The organism is Thiomicrospira microaerophila, from assembly GCF_023278225.1.
GTDB lineage: Bacteria > Pseudomonadota > Gammaproteobacteria > Thiomicrospirales > Thiomicrospiraceae > Thiomicrospira > Thiomicrospira microaerophila_A.
In genome coordinates this window covers 1,506,061-1,529,104 of sequence record NZ_CP070959.1, presented here as the reverse complement: position 1 = coordinate 1,529,104, position 23,044 = coordinate 1,506,061, and the positions used below count along the sequence as shown (strand labels likewise).

Annotated in this window: 7 protein-coding genes; 2 read left to right on the top strand and 5 right to left on the bottom strand. The window is 46.5% G+C overall.

Annotated features, from left to right (window positions below; all coding sequences use genetic code 11):
* Positions 1 to 26: 26 nt before the first annotated feature.
* The 5 genes from JX580_RS07430 to JX580_RS07410 are packed head-to-tail and all read right to left on the bottom strand — an operon-like array spanning position 27 to position 6,480.
* The gene (locus tag JX580_RS07430) at positions 27 to 365 is read right to left on the bottom strand and encodes a hypothetical protein (RefSeq protein ID WP_248849918.1); all 339 of its coding nucleotides are present in this window, start codon (positions 363 to 365) and stop codon (positions 27 to 29) included.
* 12 nt (positions 366 to 377) lie between these two features.
* Positions 378 to 977 carry a LuxR C-terminal-related transcriptional regulator gene (locus tag JX580_RS07425; RefSeq protein WP_248849917.1) on the bottom strand — a complete coding sequence of 200 codons (600 nt, stop codon included), beginning with the start codon at positions 975 to 977 and terminating at the stop codon, positions 378 to 380.
* A gap of 3 nt (positions 978 to 980) precedes the next feature.
* Positions 981 to 2,390 (bottom strand): HlyD family type I secretion periplasmic adaptor subunit, encoded by a 1,410-nt coding sequence (locus JX580_RS07420; RefSeq protein WP_248849916.1) that lies wholly within the window; start codon positions 2,388 to 2,390, stop codon positions 981 to 983.
* Positions 2,390 to 4,522: a type I secretion system permease/ATPase gene (locus JX580_RS07415; protein WP_283103575.1), complete on the bottom strand. Its 2,133-nt coding sequence runs from the start codon at positions 4,520 to 4,522 to the stop codon at positions 2,390 to 2,392. Before JX580_RS07415 ends, JX580_RS07420 begins: the two co-directional genes overlap by 1 nt.
* Before the next feature lie 41 nt (positions 4,523 to 4,563).
* Positions 4,564 to 6,480: a TolC family outer membrane protein gene (locus tag JX580_RS07410; RefSeq protein WP_248849914.1), complete on the bottom strand. Its 1,917-nt coding sequence runs from the start codon at positions 6,478 to 6,480 to the stop codon at positions 4,564 to 4,566.
* Positions 6,481 to 6,745: 265 nt separating this feature from the next.
* Here JX580_RS07410 and JX580_RS07405 point away from each other — a divergent pair, with 265 nt between their 5' ends.
* Positions 6,746 to 9,628, top strand: coding sequence for a retention module-containing protein (locus tag JX580_RS07405; protein ID WP_248849913.1), 2,883 nt, complete (start codon positions 6,746 to 6,748; stop codon positions 9,626 to 9,628).
* Between the two features lie 345 nt (positions 9,629 to 9,973).
* On the top strand, positions 9,974 to 23,032 hold the full coding sequence (locus JX580_RS07400) for a hypothetical protein (RefSeq protein ID WP_248849912.1): 13,059 nt from the start codon (positions 9,974 to 9,976) through the stop codon (positions 23,030 to 23,032).
* Positions 23,033 to 23,044 lie beyond the last annotated feature (12 nt).

Here is a 23,044-nt window from a genome sequence, read left to right as displayed (position 1 = left end):
GGTTTAGCGATGATGGTGACACGGTTCTATAGGTGAATGGTTTCTTCGTCTGGATTGGTGTTGAGTAAACTAAGTTCGCTGATAGCGCTCCTTAGGTTTTCCCTGGATAATAATTTCCTTTGTGCCGGTCCGGGAAGATCAGTAAACTGAATGACGCCTTTATCAGTTAATAGATGTATTAAGTCTTCAATAACCCTGACTAATTCAATATCGGTATTAACAAGGTGAGACTGTTCTAGTGGTTGGTTAATTTTAAGAAAATTTTTAATTTCTACAGATTGTTCATCTAATTCTTCATTAAATTCTGCTAGCTGCGTTTTGCTTATCGCCAGAATTTCACCCTGTTCAGATCGTTTGATAAACACACTAAAACCCTCTTAAATAGAATTTTTCATTGTTAGACTCAGTTGTAATCGATTTTTTACTGCCAGTTTTTCAAACACATGGGTTAGGTGAGACTTAACCGTTCGCTCAGTAATATTTAAGGTTTGCGCTACGGTTTTATTGTTCATCCCTTGGCCTACTAGTTTTGCAATTTCAAGTTCTCTGGGAGTCAGAAGTGCTGAAAAGTCCTGCTTTCCACTATTTGTGTTATGTTGCGCAATAAGATGGATTAATTCATCTACCAATCCGCTTGGAATCCAAATGGCTCCATCCTTAACTGCGCTAGCCGCTTTGGTCAAAAGGTCTGTATTCGATAGTGAATTCAGATAACCTCTTGCGCCAGCTTGTAATGCATTTTTAAGTTCTGCGGTATTAGGACGGTGTGTTAATACCATTACGCGATGTTGGTTAGTCGTGTATTTTTTACAATCTTCTATCCAGTTAGGGCTATCTGTTAAAACCCAGATCAAACAATCTGGGGGAATATCAATATTAGGCGTCTGTTCAGTGACTAGTTTAAGGTTGTTAAAAGCTTTTTCCCAGCGTGGACTGATAAAGCCATGTTGGGTAAAAATTAGATTATCGATAGACATAAATTACCTTTCTGTTAAGGCGTTAGATGTTGCGCGGGTCACCGGCTTAAGCAGGTACTCAAGTAGTGTTTTTTTACCAGTGATAATGTCCACTTGTGCCGTCATCCCTGGGATGATTTGTAAGTTATTCTGTTCAAAGCGCTCTTCAGTTTTTAGTCTAACAAGATAGAATGTATTGTCTCGTTCATCAGTAATGGTATCGGGGCTAATATGTTCTACGGTTGCATTCAGTCCACCGTAGATTAAAAAATCGTAAGCAGTAAGTTTAATCGTAGCGGCTTGTCCCGGGTGAATAAAAGCAATATCTCTGGGTGATATTTTAGCTTCAACGATGAGCTGGTCATCAATAGGAATTATTTCAACCACCTCTCTACCTGGCGTTACTACGCCGCCAATAGTGTTGGTAAATAATCTCTGAACTACACCATTAACCGGAGAGCGTATTTCAGCATGTTTCACTTTGTCGGCAAGTCCCGTTTCTGCTTCAACCAGTGTTTTTAATCGTGCCGCTGACTCAGATAATTGCGTGCGCCATCGATTAACATTACTCGATTTAGTCTCTCTAATTTTACTGTTGGCTTCATTAATGGCGGCACGACTTCGTTGAATAATTGCTTGAGCTCTTGCTATATCACGTTCCGTATTCTCTACATTATGCTCTAGCCTTAATATATCCAGCTCAGAAACCGCGCCAGTTCTTAGTAAAGGTCGCGTTATTGCAAGTTCCTTTTTAGCTAGTTCTAGAGACATTCTATGTTGTTCTAAAGCAGCTTGAGCTTCTTTCAGGTCTTGATTTCTTTGTTCTAGTTGATCACGAAAAACATCAAGCTGTCGATTCAGTTCATCTAGGTTTGATTCATAAAGTCGTCGTTCTCGCAAAACAATTTCTGGAGCGATATTGACTAGTTCTTCAGGAAATATCAATGGTGAACTGTCCGCTAGTGCAGATAATCTGGCTACCTCTGCAGATAGCGCATTGTATTGGGAGCGGTTTTCCATAAGTCCGGATAGAAAACGTGTTTGATCAATTCGAATTAGAACATCGCCAGCATTCACTGTTTGGCCTTCACGAATAAAAACTTTTTCTACAATTCCTCCGTCGAGAGATTGCACGACTTGGAGTTGTTGTGATGGTATAACCTTACCTTCACCGCGAGAAATTTCATCTAATTCTGCAAAGAATGCCCAGATGATTAAAAGCACTAGAACCAGAACAACGCCGTAAAGTAGGGCTCTTGCATTAACGGGTTCCTGTTGTATTTTCGCCCATTCAGCATCCGTAACCCAATCTTTTTGGTTAGACTGATCAAACCATCTATTAAATACGCGATCAAGTAGTGGGGAGGCTTTCTTGCCAACAGCGTTGTTTAGTTTTCCTAATTGTTCAAAACTTTTTTGTTCAAAGCTGCTCATTAGTTAGCCGCTCCAATTTTACCTTGACGTAGGGCTTCAAGAACTTCGGCTTTTGGACCGTTTGCTACTACTTTTCCTGCATCAATCACTACGAGTTTTTCGGCCAGTTGAAGGAGGGAGGTTCGATGAGTGATCATTAGCATGGTTTTATTTTTAGCGTATTCAGCTAAGTTATGCATGATTAAGACTTCACTGGTGTGATCCAATGATGCGGTGGGTTCATCTAAAAGAAGGATAGGGGGGTCATTGATTACAGCTCTAGCTAGTGCAACAGCCTGTCTTTGTCCACCGGATAATAGTTGCCCTCGTTCTCCTACTTGCATATTGATGCCGTGTGGGTGGGTGTTGATGAGCGATTCTAGCCCTGCAATTTTAATGGCTTTAATCAGCTCATCATCGGTTGCATCGGGCTTAGAGGCTAAAATGTTGTCTTTTAAGCTACCATAAAAAAGCGCTACCTCTTGAGGAATATAGCCAATATTACGTCGTAAAACATTAGGGTCAATTTGTTTAATATCTAGTCCATCGATCAGAATAGAACCTGATTCAGCATGATAAAAGCCAAGAATTAGTTTTTCTACGGTTGTTTTTCCGGAGCCATTTCTTCCAATAATCGCTAGGTGTTCGCCGGGCTTGATTTTAAAACTGGCATTGTTGAGAGCTAGGTTACTCTCATCGGTATATTTAAAGCTGACATTCTTAAACTCAATATCGCCTTTAATAATTCCAGGTTCAATCCATGTTTGATCTTCTGGGCGTTCAGTTGTGCGTTGCATAATCGTATCTAATGCCTCTAGAGCTCTGGCGGCATTATTATATTGATTGATTAAACCGGCTGCTTGACTGACGGGTGAAATAGCTCGAGAAGATAGTAGGTAGGCTGCAATCAAGCCACCTTGGGATATTTCACCTTCTATAATCAAGTAAACGCCGATGATTACAACGACTACAGCAACAAGGTGTTGAATGGATTGAGCACCATTGCTCACCGCAGCAGAGATAAAGCGCATTTTGGCTGAGGTGCGCGTTAGAAAAATGGTCGCGTTTTCCCAGATTGATTGGGCTTTGTTTTGAGTCCCGAGTGCTTTTAACGTTTCTAAGTTTGAGATATTTTCAACCAGTGAACCATTGCGCATCGCCGAAGCCCGCATGGATTCTTCTGATAGTTGTTGCATCTTTGACTGCATTGCCATGGCATAAAGAATAATAATTATCGCGCCGATGATGATGGGAATTGTCAGTATGGGATTTATTAAAGCAATGATGAGTAAAAAAAGCAGTATAAAAGGAAAATCGACCATGGATATTAGGGTGAGAGAGCTGGTGAAGCTTCTTACTGATTCAAAAGATTGAATGGTACTGGCAAAGGAACCAGAGGATTGAGGTCTGTCTCGCATTTGCATGCCGAGAATTTTTTCCATGATACTGGCGGAGAGTTTTACGTCAGATCGGCTAGCTGCAAGGTCTATAAACCAGCTTCGCATAAGTTTAAGCAGTAGGTCAGCGATAATAACCAGGGTAATACCACTGGCTAGAACCCAGAGTGTTTCGGTTGCATGATTAGGTACAACCCTATCGTAAACGTTCATAACAAAGAGCGGCATGGCCACAGCAAATAAGTTAATGATTATGGCGGCAATAATAACGTCTCGGTAAACACGGCGATTTTCTTTTATTACACTCCAGAACCAGTGTCCGCTGCGTTTTTTATTCAGTGTTGGAGAGGTTTTGTCAAATTTGAATTCGGGGCGGCAGTAAATAATGATGCCGGCATAGTTTTGTTCGAGATCTTCAAAAGATGTAATGACAGGCGTGTCTATTAATTCGGGTAAGACGACTATCACTTCTTTTTTTTCATGGTCAATCTTTTCAAGTAGGCAGGCCTGGTTGTTCTTTAAAAGAATAATGGCAGGTAGAAGTGCTTCGTTTACTTGAGAAAAGTGCTTGGTTACAACCTTACTTGCTAGTCCTGCTCTTTTCGCAGCTCGAGAAAAGTTTGAAGGATTAAGTTGATTGTTTTCGAGAGGAAGTCCTGCGATAAGGGATTCAGGTGAGACGCTGCGATTAAACTGTTTGCTTATAGCCATCAAACAGTCTAGCAAGCTGCTAGTTGGCTTTGTCTCAGCGCTCACATAAAACCCTTTAGTTTAAATGTTATATAACTTATATACTACTATTCAAATCTAAGGACTTCAAGACTTTTTCCAGTGATGGTCGCCTCAATACGTTGGTTTATGGCATTTGCTTCAGTTGTTCTTGCATTAATTAAAGGACGTCCAAAACCATAGCCAACGGTTGTAATCCGGTGAGGCTCAATGTCGAAGTTGTTAATTAATATCTGACGAACAGAGTTAGCTCTTCTTTGAGAAAGACGAACATTGTATTCGGCAGATACACCTAAAGAAGCGTGTCCTTCAATTTCGATTAAAGTATCTGGATATTGTTTAAGAATTTTAGCAAGTTTAGCGACTTCACCCATGTACTCTTGTCTAACAATATCTGAATCTCTATCGAAGTTGATTTCTACACGTTCATGAATTCTCACCTCGTCGTAGATTGTACAGCCTGTTTCATCAACTTTAACTCCAGGTGGTGTGTCAGGGCACAGGTCTAGGTGATCAGGTACTCCATCACCGTCAGAATCAAGGATGGGGGCTGCGACGGCAACTTGCAAGCTTGGTGCAGGACAGATGTGTTGTGGTTTTAATTGATAAGGTTCTGCACCAAGATCACTAAGATTAGGTAGGTTGTCGCGCATGATTCCAAGTGAACTTCTCAATTGTCCCATTCCGGCAAGTGTTCTTGCTTGCGCAATTTCCAGGTCGTAAGTGGCATTGGTGTAAGCGCGGCTCGCCTCAAAATACTCATTTTCAGCATCAAGCAGGTCTAAAAGCGTTCTTTGACCAATTTCAAACTGAGCTTGATAAGCGGCGCGCACATTATTTGAGGATAAACGATGGCGTTCAAGGTTTGGTAGGCGTTCTGCAATTTTAATCGAATCGTTGTAAGCGATCTGAAGTGATTGGCGCATGTCAACACAGGTTTTATAGTGAAGACTATTTGCCACAGACACTTCATCTAGAGCCCGAGCGATATTGGCAGTCGTTCTGCCGCCGCTGTAAAAGTTATACCTTAGTTCAAGTGCAACGCGAGCATCGTTTTGTGTAGTGCTGTTGCCCTGAAGGTCATAGTCTCTAGCGCCATAACGACCAGTTAAGTTTAGCTGGGGCGCACGTTCAGATTGCTGCAGACTTACTTGAGCTTCTGATGCATCAATTTTTCTTAGGGTTGTGTTAAATGCTGGGTTGTCTCGGTAAGCAGTTTCTAATGCCTCTTCTATCGTTTCAGGAAGTGTTGTCTGAGTCATTAAGTCAAATGGGTAAAGTTCGCTGCTTGGCGTTTTACCGACTATACGTAAATATCTTGCGCTTACATCATGTAGATTGGATTCCTCAGTCATTAGGTTACTTTCTGCAAGAGCAAGTCGGCCTTGTGCTTGTTCAAGATCCACTCTTCTTAAGGCACCTGTGTTGGCGCTGGTACGTATTTGATTAAATATTCTTAAGTGAGTTTGGTAGTTGTCTTGAGCTAAACGAACCATCTCTCTAAAGCGCATTACATCTTTATAGGCCGTAAATGCATCAAGGGTTGTTTGTTCTACCGAGTCGACGAGTTCAAAGTAAGAAGCAAGCATTTCGTTTTCAGCAATCGATACGCTATTTTTAGTCCGCTTGCCGTCAAATAACATTTGTGTAAGAAGGAGGTTTATATTTCCACCAGTAAAGCTTGAGTTGGGACCGTAATCTCGCCATTCATAACCGTAATCTGCATTTAAGTCGATGTTTGGTCTAAACCCAGATTGATTTGCCCGCACGGCTTGACCTGAAGCTAAAAAAGCATGCCATTTAAAGTTTACATTTGGATCATGTTCTAAAGCTTGTTTGATGGTTGTGGGTAGGGTGGAGTTGATTGAGGGTGTCTCGGGTGTAGTGTTGGCGAATGCTTGAAGTGGTAAGCACGCAGCTAAGACCAATAGAGTGGTTTTTTTGAGGCTAAATCTTTGAGCCTTAGTTTTTGATGTCATCTTCATGATTTTAATACCTTTGTTAAGTTGGTGCATGCGTTACAAATATCTTCTGAAAAATGCAAGCTATGTGCAACGTCCCTTTCTGTTGATTATAGATGTTCTAGTACTTAAGTCCAATAGAATTTATATTTTAGCCATGTTTTAATTTAAATACATTAGTAATTTTTACATTAATTGATGTAAAAGTAAGTATAAATTTTATACAATCGTTGCATGTATAGTTTGTGGTTATGTTTTGCACAATTGTCATAATGGGGAGTGATTAGCCATGTCAGAGATAATAGGAAAAGTTCAGAGTGTTGTGGGTCAGGTTTCAGTTAATGATGAATTGGGTGGACTGGTGCCAATAAATGTAGGTGATAATCTTTTTGTTGGTCAAGAAGTCTCAGCGCCTCAAGGGTCTTCAGTGGTAATAACAATTGGAGGAGAGCAGGTTGTTTTACCGGGGGGCTCAAGTTTTTTGCTGACGGATGACCTGCTTTCGGGTTCACAAATAAGCGGTCGTTTAGATGAGGGGGATGTATCCAGTATTTTGGCTGCGCTTGAGGGTGATGGGGATTTACTTGACGAACTTGAGGCGCCTGCTGCGGGTGCTGATGGGGCTACGGGAAATAGCGGTAGTTCATTTGTTGGCTTGGATCGGGTAAATGAAACGATTAATTCAGCTGACTCTCAGGTATTTTCTTCAGAGTTGGAGCAGGTTCAGCTTGCCAGAGCCGGTGTGGCGGGTGATTCATTTTTAGATGACACTGATGCTGATGCTGATGCTGATGCTGATGCTGATGCTGATGCGGATGCGGATGCGGATGCGGATGCGGATGCGGATGCCGATGCTGATGCCGATGCGGATGCTGATGCCGATGCCGATGCTGATGCCGATGCGGATGCTGATGCCGATGCGGATGCCGATGCGGATGCGGATGCGGATGCTGACGCCGATGCGGATGCGGATGCCGATGCGGATGCGGATGCCGATGCGGATGCGGATGCGGATGCGGATGCGGATGCGGATGCGGATGCGGATGCTGACGCCGATGCGGATGCGGATGCCGATGCCGATGCCGATGCCGATGCCGATGCCGATGCCGATGCTGATGCTGATGCTGATGCTGACGCCGATGCTGATGCTGACGCCGATGCCGATGCTGACGCCGATGCTGACGCCGATGCTGACGCCGATGCTGACGCCGATGCTGACGCCGATGCTGACGCCGATGCTGACGCGGATGCCGATGCCGATGCCGATGCGGATGCCGATGCGGATGCGGATGCCGATGCGGATGCCGATGCTGATGCTGATGCTGATGCCGATGCTGATGCTGATGCTGATGCTGATGCTGATGCTGATGCTGATGCTGATGCTGACGCGGATGCCGATGCCGATGCGGATGCCGATGCGGATGCGGATGCCGATGCGGATGCGGATGCCGATGCGGATGCCGATGCGGATGCCGATGCCGATGCGGATGCGGATGCGGATGCGGATGCGGATGCGGATGCCGATGCTGATAGTAATCAAGGGTTACTTGATCCAATTATTTCTGATGATGGTCTACTAGGTCCATTAACAGGTAATAATGGGTTGCTAGGGCCGATTACCGGTGGAGAGGGGTTGTTGGGACAGTTGGTCGGAAACGGCGGTCTTTTATCTCCAATAACAGGAAGTGATGGTTTGGTTGGAGGCCTGTTGAACGGAACAGGTTTGTTGGGTACCGGTCCAACGGAGCCAAGTCAAGTTGAAGGGTTATTAGACCCAATATTGTCTGATAGTGGTTTACTAGGACCCTTAACAGGAAATAATGGCTTGCTTGGTCCAGTCACTGGGGGGGAAGGGTTGTTAGGTCAATTGGTTGGAAATAATGGATTGCTCTCTCCTATAACTGGAAGTGACGGTTTGGTCGGCGGTTTGTTAAATGGTGTTGGTTTACTGGGCACTAATCCGACGGAGCCAAGTGAAGCTACGGGACTTCTTGATGCTGTTGTTTCAGATGAAGGTTTATTAGGACCATTAACCGGAGACAGTGGTTTATTAGGTCCTGTTACTGGCGGCGGTGGGTTATTGGGTAATCTAGTTGGCAATGATGGCTTGTTATCACCTGTTACCGGAAGCGAAGGATTGGTGGGTGGTCTATTAAATGGCACTGGATTACTATCTGGAGGTGAACAAGCCCCCTCAGATCCAAGTGATGAAGAGGGCAACTCTCTGTTAGGTGGGTTAACCCAGCAAGGGCCTCTTTCGCAACTTACAGGAAATAATGGTCTGCTTGGTCCAATAACTGGGAGTGAGGGCTTACTAGGTGATCTTGTTAAAGATGGTGGTTTATTAGGTCCAATAACTGGGAGTGAAGGTCTAGTTGGAAACCTTACAGGAGGTCAAGGCGTTCTTGATGCGCAAGAGGGGGCCAATTCGGATTTACTAGCTGTGATAGGTGATACTAGTGTATTAGCGCCCCTTACAGGTAATGAGGGAATATTGGGAAGTATTACCGGTAGTGAAGGCTTGTTAGGTAATTTAGCTGGTGATCAAGGTGCGTTGGGTATCATTACCGGTGGTGATGGCCTGATAGGTGCCTTAACAGATGGACAGAGCCTAATTACTGGAGGAGGAAATAATCATGCTTTGTTAGATCCTATTATTTCAGATGAAGGTTTATTAGGACCATTAACCGGAGATAGTGGTTTATTAGGTCCTGTTACTGGCGGCGGTGGGTTATTGGGTAATCTAGTTGGCAATGATGGCTTGTTATCACCTGTTACAGGAAGTACCGGCTTGTTAGGTGGGTTGTTGGGTGGTAAAGGTTTGATGTCAGGCGGAGGAGGTCAAAATAACACTCCAGTTGCAAGTTTAGTTGAAGATTTGGTTCCATTAAATCTTACCGAGGTTATTGAAGAGGTAGGATCTCTTCCTCCAGGTGTTTTTGAACCTTTGAATATAGAAAGTTTGTTGTCTGATTTGTCTGAGTTAACAGGCTTGGGTGAGATGTTTGAAATCAGCGAAGATGATGATAAAAACACAGTGCTTAATTTGAATTCACCAGATGGTACATTTGTTCAGATTCGTTTAGATGAGTTGAATATAGTCAATCTTGAGAGCCAGGAGGCGCTGGATATATTAACTATGTTAGTTAATAATCAACTAAACGAAGGATAGGTGTTTTTATAACTTAACAGTCATATTTCATCATAATCTAAGCCTCATGCTTTAAATTAAAGCTTGGGGCTTTTTTGTTTTAAACACTTCCTTTCTCAGAAGCGGTTATTTTATTGAAGTCTGTTTTTGTTATCACATTGATCCCAGCTCTTTATTCCTTATCACCAGTTTTTTTGAGTTTTCTAGTACTAAGGTCTAGTATATTTTATTTACACGTTATGTTTAAATTGTATAAAAATAGTACTAGGCTTTGTGAATTTTCCATTTTATCAACGCTTAGTTTTACAGTTTAAAAAACAAAATTGAGAACCTAAGAATAAATTTCTTAGGTGGGGAGTGATGATCATGTCTACAGTAATCGGTCAAATTGAAAAGGTTTCAGGTGAAGTTTCAATTCAAGATCCATCATCTGGTGTTATTGCATTAAACACGGGTGATGATGTTTTTCTGGGTCAGGAAATTATTACTGGGGACGGGTCATCGGTAGTAATAAATATTAACGGTGAACTTATAGAGTTGCCGTCGAACTCAACATTTATTCTTGCTGAGGATATGTTGCCTGGTTTTTCAGTTGATGAAGCCGGTCTTATTGATGAAGCGGCTGTTACAGATTTGTTAGCCATTTTAGACGGTGACGGTGATTTACTTGAGGAGTTAGACGCGCCTGCGGCTGGTGCAGGTGGGGCTGCAGGTGACGATGGTAGTGGCTTTGTTCAGCTCGAAAGGGTAGAGGAAAATACCGATCCCGCTAGCTTTGATTCTGAGTTTGAATCCGAGCAAAATGAAATAGCATTTGCTGGAGCTGAGGCTGACACAGATACTGATACTGACACGGATACCGATACCGACACGGATACCGACACGGATACCGACACGGATACCGATACGGATACCGATACGGATACCGATACGGATACCGATACGGACACAGATACGGACACCGATACGGACACTGATACAGACACTGATACAGACACTGATACGGACACTGACACCGATACGGATACGGACACCGATACGGACACTGACACCGATACGGACACCGATACTGACACGGATACTGATACAGATACGGATACTGACACTGACACCGATACGGACACTGACACCGATACGGACACTGACACCGATACGGATACTGACACGGATACGGACACGGATACGGACACGGATACGGACACGGATACGGATACGGATACGGACACTGACACCGACACCGATACGGACACGGATACGGACACCGATACGGACACTGACACCGACACCGATACGGACACGGATACGGACACCGATACGGACACTGACACCGACACCGACACGGATACCGACACGGATACCGACACGGATACCGATACTGACACGGATACCGACACGGATACCGACACGGATACCGACACGGATACCGACACGGATACCGATACGGATACCGATACGGATACCGATACCGATACCGATACCGACACGGATACCGATACCGATACTGACACAGATACCGATACTGACACAGATACGGATACTGACACAGATACTGACACCGATACGGATACCGACACGGATACGGATACCGATACGGATACCGATACGGACACCGACACGGATACCGATACGGACACCGACACGGATACCGATACGGACACCGACACGGATACCGATACTGACACTGACACGGATACAGATACTGACACCGATACGGACACGGACACGGACACGGACACGGACACGGACACGGACACAGATACGGACACAGATACGGACACAGATACGGACACAGATACGGACACAGATACGGACACAGATACGGACACTGATACGGACACTGATACAGACACTGATACAGACACTGATACAGACACTGATACAGACACTGATACGGACACTGACACCGATACGGATACCGATACGGACACCGATACGGACACTGACACCGATACGGATACGGACACCGATACGGACACGGATACCGACACGGATACCGACACGGATACCGATACCGACACGGATACGGACACCGACACGGATACGGACACCGATACGGATACCGACACGGATACGGATACCGATACGGATACCGATACGGACACCGACACGGATACCGATACGGACACCGACACGGATACCGATACTGACACTGACACGGATACAGATACTGACACCGATACGGACACGGACACGGACACGGACACGGACACGGACACGGACACGGATACGGATACGGATACGGATACGGATACGGACACCGATACTGATACGGATACCGATACTGACACAGATACTGACACAGATACTGACACAGATACTGACACAGATACCGATACCGATACGGATACTGACACCGATACGGACACTGACACCGATACGGATACTGATACCGATACGGATACTGATACCGATACGGATACTGATACCGATACGGATACGGATACTGATACGGATACCGATACGGACACCGACACGGATACCGATACGGACACCGACACGGATACCGATACTGACACTGACACGGATACAGATACTGACACCGATACGGACACGGACACGGACACGGACACGGACACGGACACGGACACGGACACGGACACGGATACGGATACGGATACGGATACGGATACGGACACCGATACTGATACGGATACCGATACTGACACAGATACTGACACAGATACTGACACAGATACTGACACAGATACCGATACCGATACGGATACTGACACCGATACGGACACTGACACCGATACGGATACTGATACCGATACGGATACTGATACCGATACGGATACTGATACCGATACGGATACGGATACTGATACCGATACGGATACTGACACCGATACGGATACTGATACCGACACGGATACCGATACGGACACCGACACGGATACCGATACTGACACTGACACGGATACAGATACTGACACCGATACGGACACGGACACGGACACGGACACGGACACGGACACGGACACGGATACGGATACGGATACGGATACGGATACGGACACCGATACTGATACGGATACCGATACTGACACAGATACTGACACAGATACTGACACAGATACTGACACAGATACCGATACCGATACGGATACTGACACCGATACGGACACTGACACCGATACGGATACTGATACCGATACGGATACTGATACCGATACGGATACTGATACCGATACGGATACTGACACCGATACGGATACTGACACCGATACGGATACTGATACCGATACGGATACTGACACCGATACGGATACTGACACCGATACGGATACTGATACGGATACCGATACTGACACCGATACGGACACCGATACGGATACCGATACGGATACCGATACTGACACGGATACCGATACTGACACGGATACCGATACTGACACGGATACCGATACCGATACCGACACCGATACGGATACGGATACCGACACAGATACTGACACAGATACTGACACAGATACGGACACTGATACGGATACCGATACTGACACGGATACCGATACCGACACGGATACCGATACCGACACGGATACCGATACCGACACGGATACGGACACCGATACGGATACCGACACGGATACGGATACCGATACGGATACCGATACGGACACCGACACGGATACCGATACGGACACCGACACGGACACGGACACGGACACGGACACCGATACGGACACGGATACCGACACGGATACCGACACGGATACCGATACCGATACGGATACCGATACTGACACAGATACGGACACAGATACGGACACAGATACGGACACAGATACGGACACAGATACGGACACTGATACAGACACTGATACAGACACTGATACGGACACTGACACCGATACGGATACGGACACCGATACGGACACTGACACCGATACGGACACTGACACCGATACGGATACGGACACCGATACGGACACGGATACCGACACGGACACGGATACCGACACGGATACCGATACCGACACGGATACGGACACCGACACGGATACGGACACCGATACGGATACCGACACGGATACGGATACCGATACGGATACCGATACGGACACCGACACGGATACCGATACGGACACCGACACGGATACCGATACTGACACTGACACGGATACAGATACTGACACCGATACGGACACGGACACGGACACGGACACGGACACGGACACGGACACGGATACGGATACGGATACGGATACGGATACGGACACCGATACTGATACGGATACCGATACTGACACAGATACTGACACAGATACTGACACAGATACTGACACAGATACCGATACCGATACGGATACTGACACCGATACGGACACTGACACCGATACGGATACTGATACCGATACGGATACTGATACCGATACGGATACTGATACCGATACGGATACTGACACCGATACGGATACTGACACCGATACGGATACTGATACCGATACGGATACTGACACCGATACGGATACTGACACCGATACGGATACTGATACGGATACCGATACTGACACCGATACGGACACCGATACGGATACCGATACTGACACGGATACCGATACTGACACGGATACCGATACTGACACGGATACCGATACCGATACCGACACCGATACGGATACGGATACCGACACAGATACTGACACAGATACTGACACAGATACGGACACTGATACGGATACCGATACTGACACGGATACCGATACCGACACGGATACCGATACCGACACGGATACCGATACCGACACGGATACGGACACCGATACGGATACCGACACGGATACGGATACCGATACGGATACCGATACGGACACCGACACGGATACCGATACGGACACCGACACGGACACGGACACGGACACGGACACCGATACGGACACGGATACCGACACGGATACCGACACGGATACCGATACCGATACGGATACCGATACTGACACAGATACGGACACAGATACGGACACAGATACGGACACAGATACGGACACAGATACGGACACTGATACAGACACTGATACAGACACTGATACGGACACTGACACCGATACGGATACGGACACCGATACGGACACTGACACCGATACGGACACTGACACCGATACGGATACGGACACCGATACGGACACGGATACCGACACGGACACGGATACCGACACGGATACCGATACCGACACGGATACGGACACCGACACGGATACGGACACCGATACGGATACCGACACGGATACGGATACCGATACGGATACCGATACGGACACCGACACGGATACCGATACGGACACCGACACGGATACCGATACGGACACCGACACGGATACCGATACTGACACTGACACGGATACAGATACTGACACCGATACGGACACGGACACGGACACGGACACGGACACGGACACGGACACGGATACGGATACGGATACGGATACGGATACGGACACCGATACTGATACGGATACCGATACTGACACAGATACTGACACAGATACTGACACAGATACTGACACAGATACCGATACCGATACGGATACTGACACCGATACGGACACTGACACCGATACGGATACTGATACCGATACGGATACTGATACCGATACGGATACTGATACCGATACGGATACGGATACTGATACCGATACGGATACTGACACCGATACGGATACTGATACCGATACGGATACTGACACCGATACGGATACTGACACCGATACGGATACTGATACGGATACCGATACTGACACAGATACGGACACCGATACGGATACCGATACTGACACGGATACCGATACTGACACGGATACCGATACTGACACGGATACCGATACCGATACCGACACCGATACGGATACGGATACCGACACAGATACTGACACAGATACTGACACAGATACGGACACTGATACGGATACCGATACTGACACGGATACCGATACCGACACGGATACCGATACCGACACGGATACGGACACCGATACGGATACCGACACGGATACGGATACCGATACGGATACCGATACGGACACCGACACGGATACCGATACGGACACCGACACGGATACCGATACTGACACTGACACGGATACGGACACGGATACCGACACGGATACCGACACGGATACCGATACGGATACCGATACTGACACAGATACGGACACAGATACGGACACAGATACGGACACAGATACGGACACAGATACGGACACTGATACAGACACTGATACAGACACTGATACGGACACTGACACCGATACGGATACGGACACCGATACGGACACTGACACCGATACGGACACTGACACCGATACGGATACGGACACCGATACGGACACGGATACCGACACGGATACCGACACGGATACCGATACCGACACGGATACGGACACCGACACGGATACGGACACCGATACGGATACCGACACGGATACGGATACCGATACGGATACCGATACGGACACCGACACGGATACCGATACGGACACCGACACGGATACCGATACTGACACTGACACGGATACAGATACTGACACCGATACGGACACGGACACGGACACGGACACGGACACGGACACGGACACGGACACGGATACGGATACGGATACGGATACGGATACGGATACGGACACCGATACTGATACGGATACCGATACTGACACAGATACTGACACAGATACTGACACAGATACTGACACAGATACCGATACCGATACGGATACTGACACCGATACGGACACTGACACCGATACGGATACTGATACCGATACGGATACTGATACCGATACGGATACTGATACCGATACGGATACGGATACTGATACCGATACGGATACTGACACCGATACGGATACTGATACCGATACGGATACTGACACCGATACGGATACTGACACCGATACGGATACTGACACCGATACGGATACTGATACGGATACCGATACTGACACCGATACGGATACCGATACTGACACGGATACCGATACTGACACGGATACCGATACTGACACGGATACCGATACTGACACGGATACCGATACCGATACCGACACCGATACGGATACGGATACCGACACAGATACTGACACAGATACTGACACAGATACGGACACTGATACGGATACCGATACTGACACGGATACCGATACCGACACGGATACCGATACCGACACGGATACGGACACCGATACGGATACCGACACGGATACGGATACTGATACGGATACCGATACGGACACCGACACGGATACCGATACGGACACCGACACGGATACCGATACTGACACTGACACGGATACAGATACTGACACCGATACGGACACGGACACGGACACGGACACGGACACGGACACGGACACGGATACGGATACGGATACGGATACGGATACGGACACCGATACTGATACGGATACCGATACTGACACAGATACTGACACAGATACTGACACAGATACTGACACAGATACCGATACCGATACGGATACTGACACCGATACGGACACTGACACCGATACGGATACTGATACCGATACGGATACTGATACCGATACGGATACTGATACCGATACGGATACGGATACTGATACGGATACCGATACGGACACCGACACGGATACCGATACGGACACCGACACGGATACCGATACTGACACTGACACGGATACAGATACTGACACCGATACGGACACGGACACGGACACGGACACGGACACGGACACGGATACCGACACGGATACCGACACGGATACCGATACTGATACCGATACTGATACCGATACCGATACCGATACCGATACCGACACGGATACCGATACTGATGCGGATGCCGATGCTGATGCTGATGCGGATGCCGATGCTGATGCCGATGCTGACGCCGATGCTGACGCCGATGCTGACGCCGATGCTGACGCCGATGCGGATGCCGATGTTGACGCCGATGCTGACGCCGATGCTGACGCCGATGCCGATGCGGATGCTGACGCCGATGCTGACGCCGATGCCGATGCGGACGCCGATGCCGATGCCGATGCCGATGCCGATGCCGATGCCGATGCTGACGCCGATGCCGATGCGGATGCTGACGCCGATGCCGATGCGGACGCCGATGCCGATGCTGATGCCGATGCGGATGCCGATGCCGATGCTGACGCCGATGCCGATGCCGATGCCGATGCCGATGCCGATGCGGACGCCGATGCGGACGCCGATGCCGATGCGGACGCCGATGCCGATGCGGACGCCGATGCCGATGCGGACGCCGATGCTGATGCTGATGCTGATGCTGATGCTGATGCTGATGCTGATGCCGATGCGGATGCCGATGCGGATGCCGATGCGGATGCCGACGCCGATGCCGATGCGGATGCCGATGCGGATGCCGATGCGGATGCCGACGCCGACGCCGACGCCGATGCCGATGCGGATGCCGATGCCGATGCGGACGCCGATGCGGATGCCGATGCCGATGCTGACGCCGATGCCGATGCTGACGCCGATGCCGATGCCGATGCCGATGCTGATGCCGATGCTGATGCTGATGCTGACGCCGATGCTGACGCCGATGCTGACGCCGATGCTGACGCCGATGCTGACGCCGATGCTGACGCCGATGCTGACGCCGACGCCGACGCCGATGCCGATGCGGATGCCGATGCGGATGCCGATGCGGATGCCGACGCCGACGCCGATGCCGATGCGGACGCCGATGCCGATGCGGACGCCGATGCTGACGCCGATGCTGACGCCGATGCTGACGCCGATGCTGACGCCGATGCTGACGCCGATGCTGACGCCGATGCTGACGCCGATGCTGACGCCGATGCTGACGCCGATGCTGACGCCGATGCTGACGCGGATGCGGATGCTGATGCTGATGCTGATAATCAACCACCGATAGCAGTTGACGATCCTGAGGGTGAGATTTACTTAGCCACTATAGGAAATATTTCTGGTGTTGATGATTGGGGCAATCCTGATTCTACAGGTCAGTCAATCACTGTTACTGCTTATCAAGCAAACGGGGATATTGGAACTATTTATACAGACGCTAGCAATAAAATGGGTGTGGAAGATCAGGCACGCGGCACTGCTGGTTGGCCGTCACAGCAACTTGAGTATGATTCGGCTACGGATTCGTCTGAGTCTTTGCTATATGAATTTAATGGCAATTTAAACCAGGCTGAAATCAAGCTCGCCAATTTATTTACAGAGAGTGGAACCAAAGAAGTTGCTAAGTGGGAAGCACTTTATAACGGCCAAGTTGTCGCTTCTGGTACGGTAGAGGGAACCAGTAATGGTTTAGCTACCATTAACATTGATACAGGTAATTTTGCGTTTAATCAGATTCGTATGTCTGCGGTTGAGTATGCAAATGGTGACCCCTCATCAGGTGGAATAGATTCATCGGATTACTTTGTATGGGGCATTCAGGCATCAGGGCCGGCTAGTATGAATACCAGTTATATGGTGGAAGAGGATGGTGTTTTAAGTATTTCAGCGGCTCAAGGTGTGCTAGCTAATGACGTTGATCCAGAAGGTGATGCAATTACACTTATCAAAGTAAATGGCGAATCTGTCAATGTCGGTCAACCGATTAATATTGAGGGCGGGCTTTTAACTGTTAACGCTGATGGCTCATTTACATTTGACACTAATGGCGCGTTTGATTATTTATCAGCAGGCCAAATACACAAGGTTTCCTTTACATATCGCATCGAGGATGAATTTGGCAACTCGATTTATGACCCTGCAGATCCTTTGAGCCAAACAGACAGTAAAGCAACGGCGGTTATTACTATCATTGGTAAAAATGATCCAGTTCAAGATGTTGACCTTGGTACTAAGGTTATTAATCTCTCGGAAGAAGGATTGCCAGATGGCATTCCTGATGATTCGGGTGATCCCGTTGATACGACGGATGCTAAAGAGTATTCAGGTCAGTTTGATTTATCAGGCATAGCGGCAAGTTCATTGAGCTTCAAGTTGACTGCACCAACCGAAATGTTTAGTTCTGGTGGCAATCCGATTGTTTGGCAGGGTGCTGGAACAAATTTGCTAAAAGGTTTTGCTGGCGATGTCGAAGTTATAACAATCAGTATTGATTCGTTAGGCTTTTATACTGCTGAAATTAAGGCACCTCTTGACCACCCGGTGCAAGATGTTGAAGATGTGTTGTCGATGAGTGTCGGTGTAACTGCAATAGGTGAGGCATCACAGAATATTACAGGTACATTTGTCATAAATATCGAAGATGATATGCCTGTTGCCGAACCTATTACTGTTTCACTTGATTTAGACGCGCCTGTCACTTTGCTTACTGGTTTGGAAGCAAGTTGGGTTAACCCTCAGAGCGGCTCGTACACCGTTAATAATACCGATCCTGGTATTGATGATGTAATTAGCTGGGGTGCGACAAGTCAAAATCAGTCAAATTATACATTCGATGATAATAATGACTTAATTGGAGCGGGTACTGAGGTGAGTGGTGAGTTTGTTCTTGGTTCATTCACTCATAACAACTTCCCAATACAAAGTGGCACTCAGATCACAGGTGTTGATCTGGAATTACAATTTAATATTATGATTGATGGCGTTTCCACAACCATAAACCATGTTATTCAGTTTGATCACAATGAAACACCGAACAAAGGTAAAAATATTTGGGATGATGCTGATATTGTGACTATTAAAAATCCATCAACCGTTCAGCAGATTGAAGTCAATGGTAAGACCTATGAGTTCCAGGTTTTAGGGTTTGTAGATCAAAATGGAAACACGGTTTCTACTGTTAAAACGTTGGAGAATAAGTCTAATACTTTTGAGCTTAAAGCAAAATTGACTGCGCCAGATGTCGCCTCGGAAGTTTCGGGTGTGGTTAACTATCAGTTTGGTGCGGATGGTCCTGCTGCAGAAGATGCTGTTGTTTGGGAGGGTATGGTTGATGGTCAGATCCAAGGTGCATTTGGCGTTCTAACGGTTAATGAACTTGGAGAATACACCTATAGACTTAATGAGGGTGCTACAGATATTCAGGGCCAAAGTGATGTGTTTACCTATACATTAAAAGATGCAGACGGTGATAGCGTTTCATCAACCTTAACTGTTAACCTTGGTGATGTTGTTTCAACTGTTCCTGCACCTATATTGAGTCTTGATAAGGACACAGGTTTGAGTGGATCTGACGCAATAACATATGATGGTACTGTCAATGTTGATGGACTTGTTCTTGGTTCATCATGGCATTACAGCCTAGACGGCGGAAATAGTTGGATTCCTGGTGAAGGAACGCAGTTTGAGCTTCCAGAAGGACAATACACAGCTGGTCAAGTACAGGTAACGCAAACATTGGGCTCGATTACAAGTGAACCTGGTTTAATGTTTGATGTGACGGTAGATCAAACGGTAGATCCATTAACCTTAACGATCACAAATTGTGAACTAACAGCGGAATTGCCGCTGGTTAATGGTCTTCTAAAACGTGAATGGACAGATCTCGCTGAATTAAATCAAGGTAGTTCCACTTTTAATAATGGTCTTGGTGCGAATATCGATCAACTAAAACAAGTGATAGGGAGTGCACCAGCGCAAGAGCCTACTAATATAAACTTAGTTGACTCATGGGGTAGTAATGCAACGGGCCACACTGTTCCTGCTGTTATTCCTGCCGGAACAGCGACGCTAATTAGTGGATTGATTTTCTTAGAAGAAGGTAAGGTCTATACCTTTAGTGGGCAAGCAGATGATAGCTTCTTGATCAATATTGGTGGACAAGACGTTGCTTCTGCACGTTGGGGTGAAGGACAGGGGTATTACTCTGGTGCATTTACTGCCCCCGCTTCTGGCTATTATGATTTAGCCATTTATCACCATAATGAATCCGGGCCTGGTAGTTATAGAACTGAGGTTTCAGTTGATGGCGCGGATCCGGTAGCATTAAGTACGTCTAATTTTGCAATCTATGAAAGTGTAGAAAGTTTTAACGGGTTTAGTCCAGAACAGACGTTAGTTGGTGAAGTCAGTTTCTACACTATTACACCTTCGGCATTCACTGTGTCAACTGAGGGTATGGTTCAGGTTAGTGGTTTTGTCGATGATATCCACTTCTGGGAGTACTCGTTGGATGCTGGTGTCACTTGGTTAGAGGGTCAGGGTGATAGTTTTGTATTACCTGAGGGTGAGTACCAAGATGGTGATATCATCGCCCGTCAAACTGATATTGCCGGAAATGTGAGTGATTCAACTTCGTTAGATGTAGAAATTTGTCCAGTAGTAACGGATCCTGTTGACCCTGGTCATATTGAATACATTAACCTACCGATTGGCTTACACATTGATTTAGGCGCATCTATTCCACTTTATGCACCGATAGATGTTACTGTTGAAGCACTTAAGCATGGTATTTCTCATGTTAAGTATTTCTTAACTGATCAGGAAGGGAATAAGTTTAGTGTCAAAATCGACAACTACGGTGGCGATGTAAAAGATCCTACAGATCCAAGCAAATTTATAGCAGCGATCGAGGCAAAATACAATGCCACTGTTGATCAGTATGTGATCAAAGCTGCAACCAGTGTGTACGATTCACTAGGTATCAAGTTAGGTTTGTTCAGCGCAGTAGGGAATGTGCTCGCGCTATTAACAAACAATGCTAATTATGATCTGAATACGGGAGCGCTTGATTCCAGCTTATTTACTGAGCCTTATGTGTTTACTACTGAAGCCACATCAGGTGACCTGCTAGGGTATCAAACAGCGGTAACGCTAAATGTTTCAGAATTGAACTTAATCAATAGCTCTATTGAAGTAAATCTGCCGAACCATATCGGGATTCAAGGTATTGAACCTGATCAAGATGGGGTTTATAAAGTCAATGTTACAAATAACATCATTGAGTTTACAATCTATAGCGATGAGGTCTTAAGCGAAGTAGATCAAGGCTTGATTAGTGTTTCTGTAATAGCTGAAGTTGAAGGCAATATTTATAGCATTGATATTGATGCTACAGGTAAGCTTACGATTACAGGTACTGATGGCAATGACCAAATAATCGGTACGGAAGGTGACGATATCCTTCGCGGTGGCTTAGGTAATGATTTCCTAACCGGCGGGTTGGGTGATGATGTGTTTGCTTGGTCATTAGCGGATGTATCTGAAACTGAAACCTTTATTGATACCGTTACCGATTTTGGTAATGGCAATAATACCTTGCATTTTGGTGATTTATTTGGACCTGAAACTAGTGTTCAGCAGTTGTTTGAGAATGGAAATATCAATGTAAAAATTGATGGTGATAACGTTGTCATTGAGCTTAATACCCTTAAACAACCAGGTGCGGTTGATCAGGTCGTGGTACTAGAAGGTTATGCATTAGGTTTTGATGATAATCTTGAAGAGATTGAGCAGTCATTAATGGCGAAGATCGATCTTGAATAGTGTTTAATTATT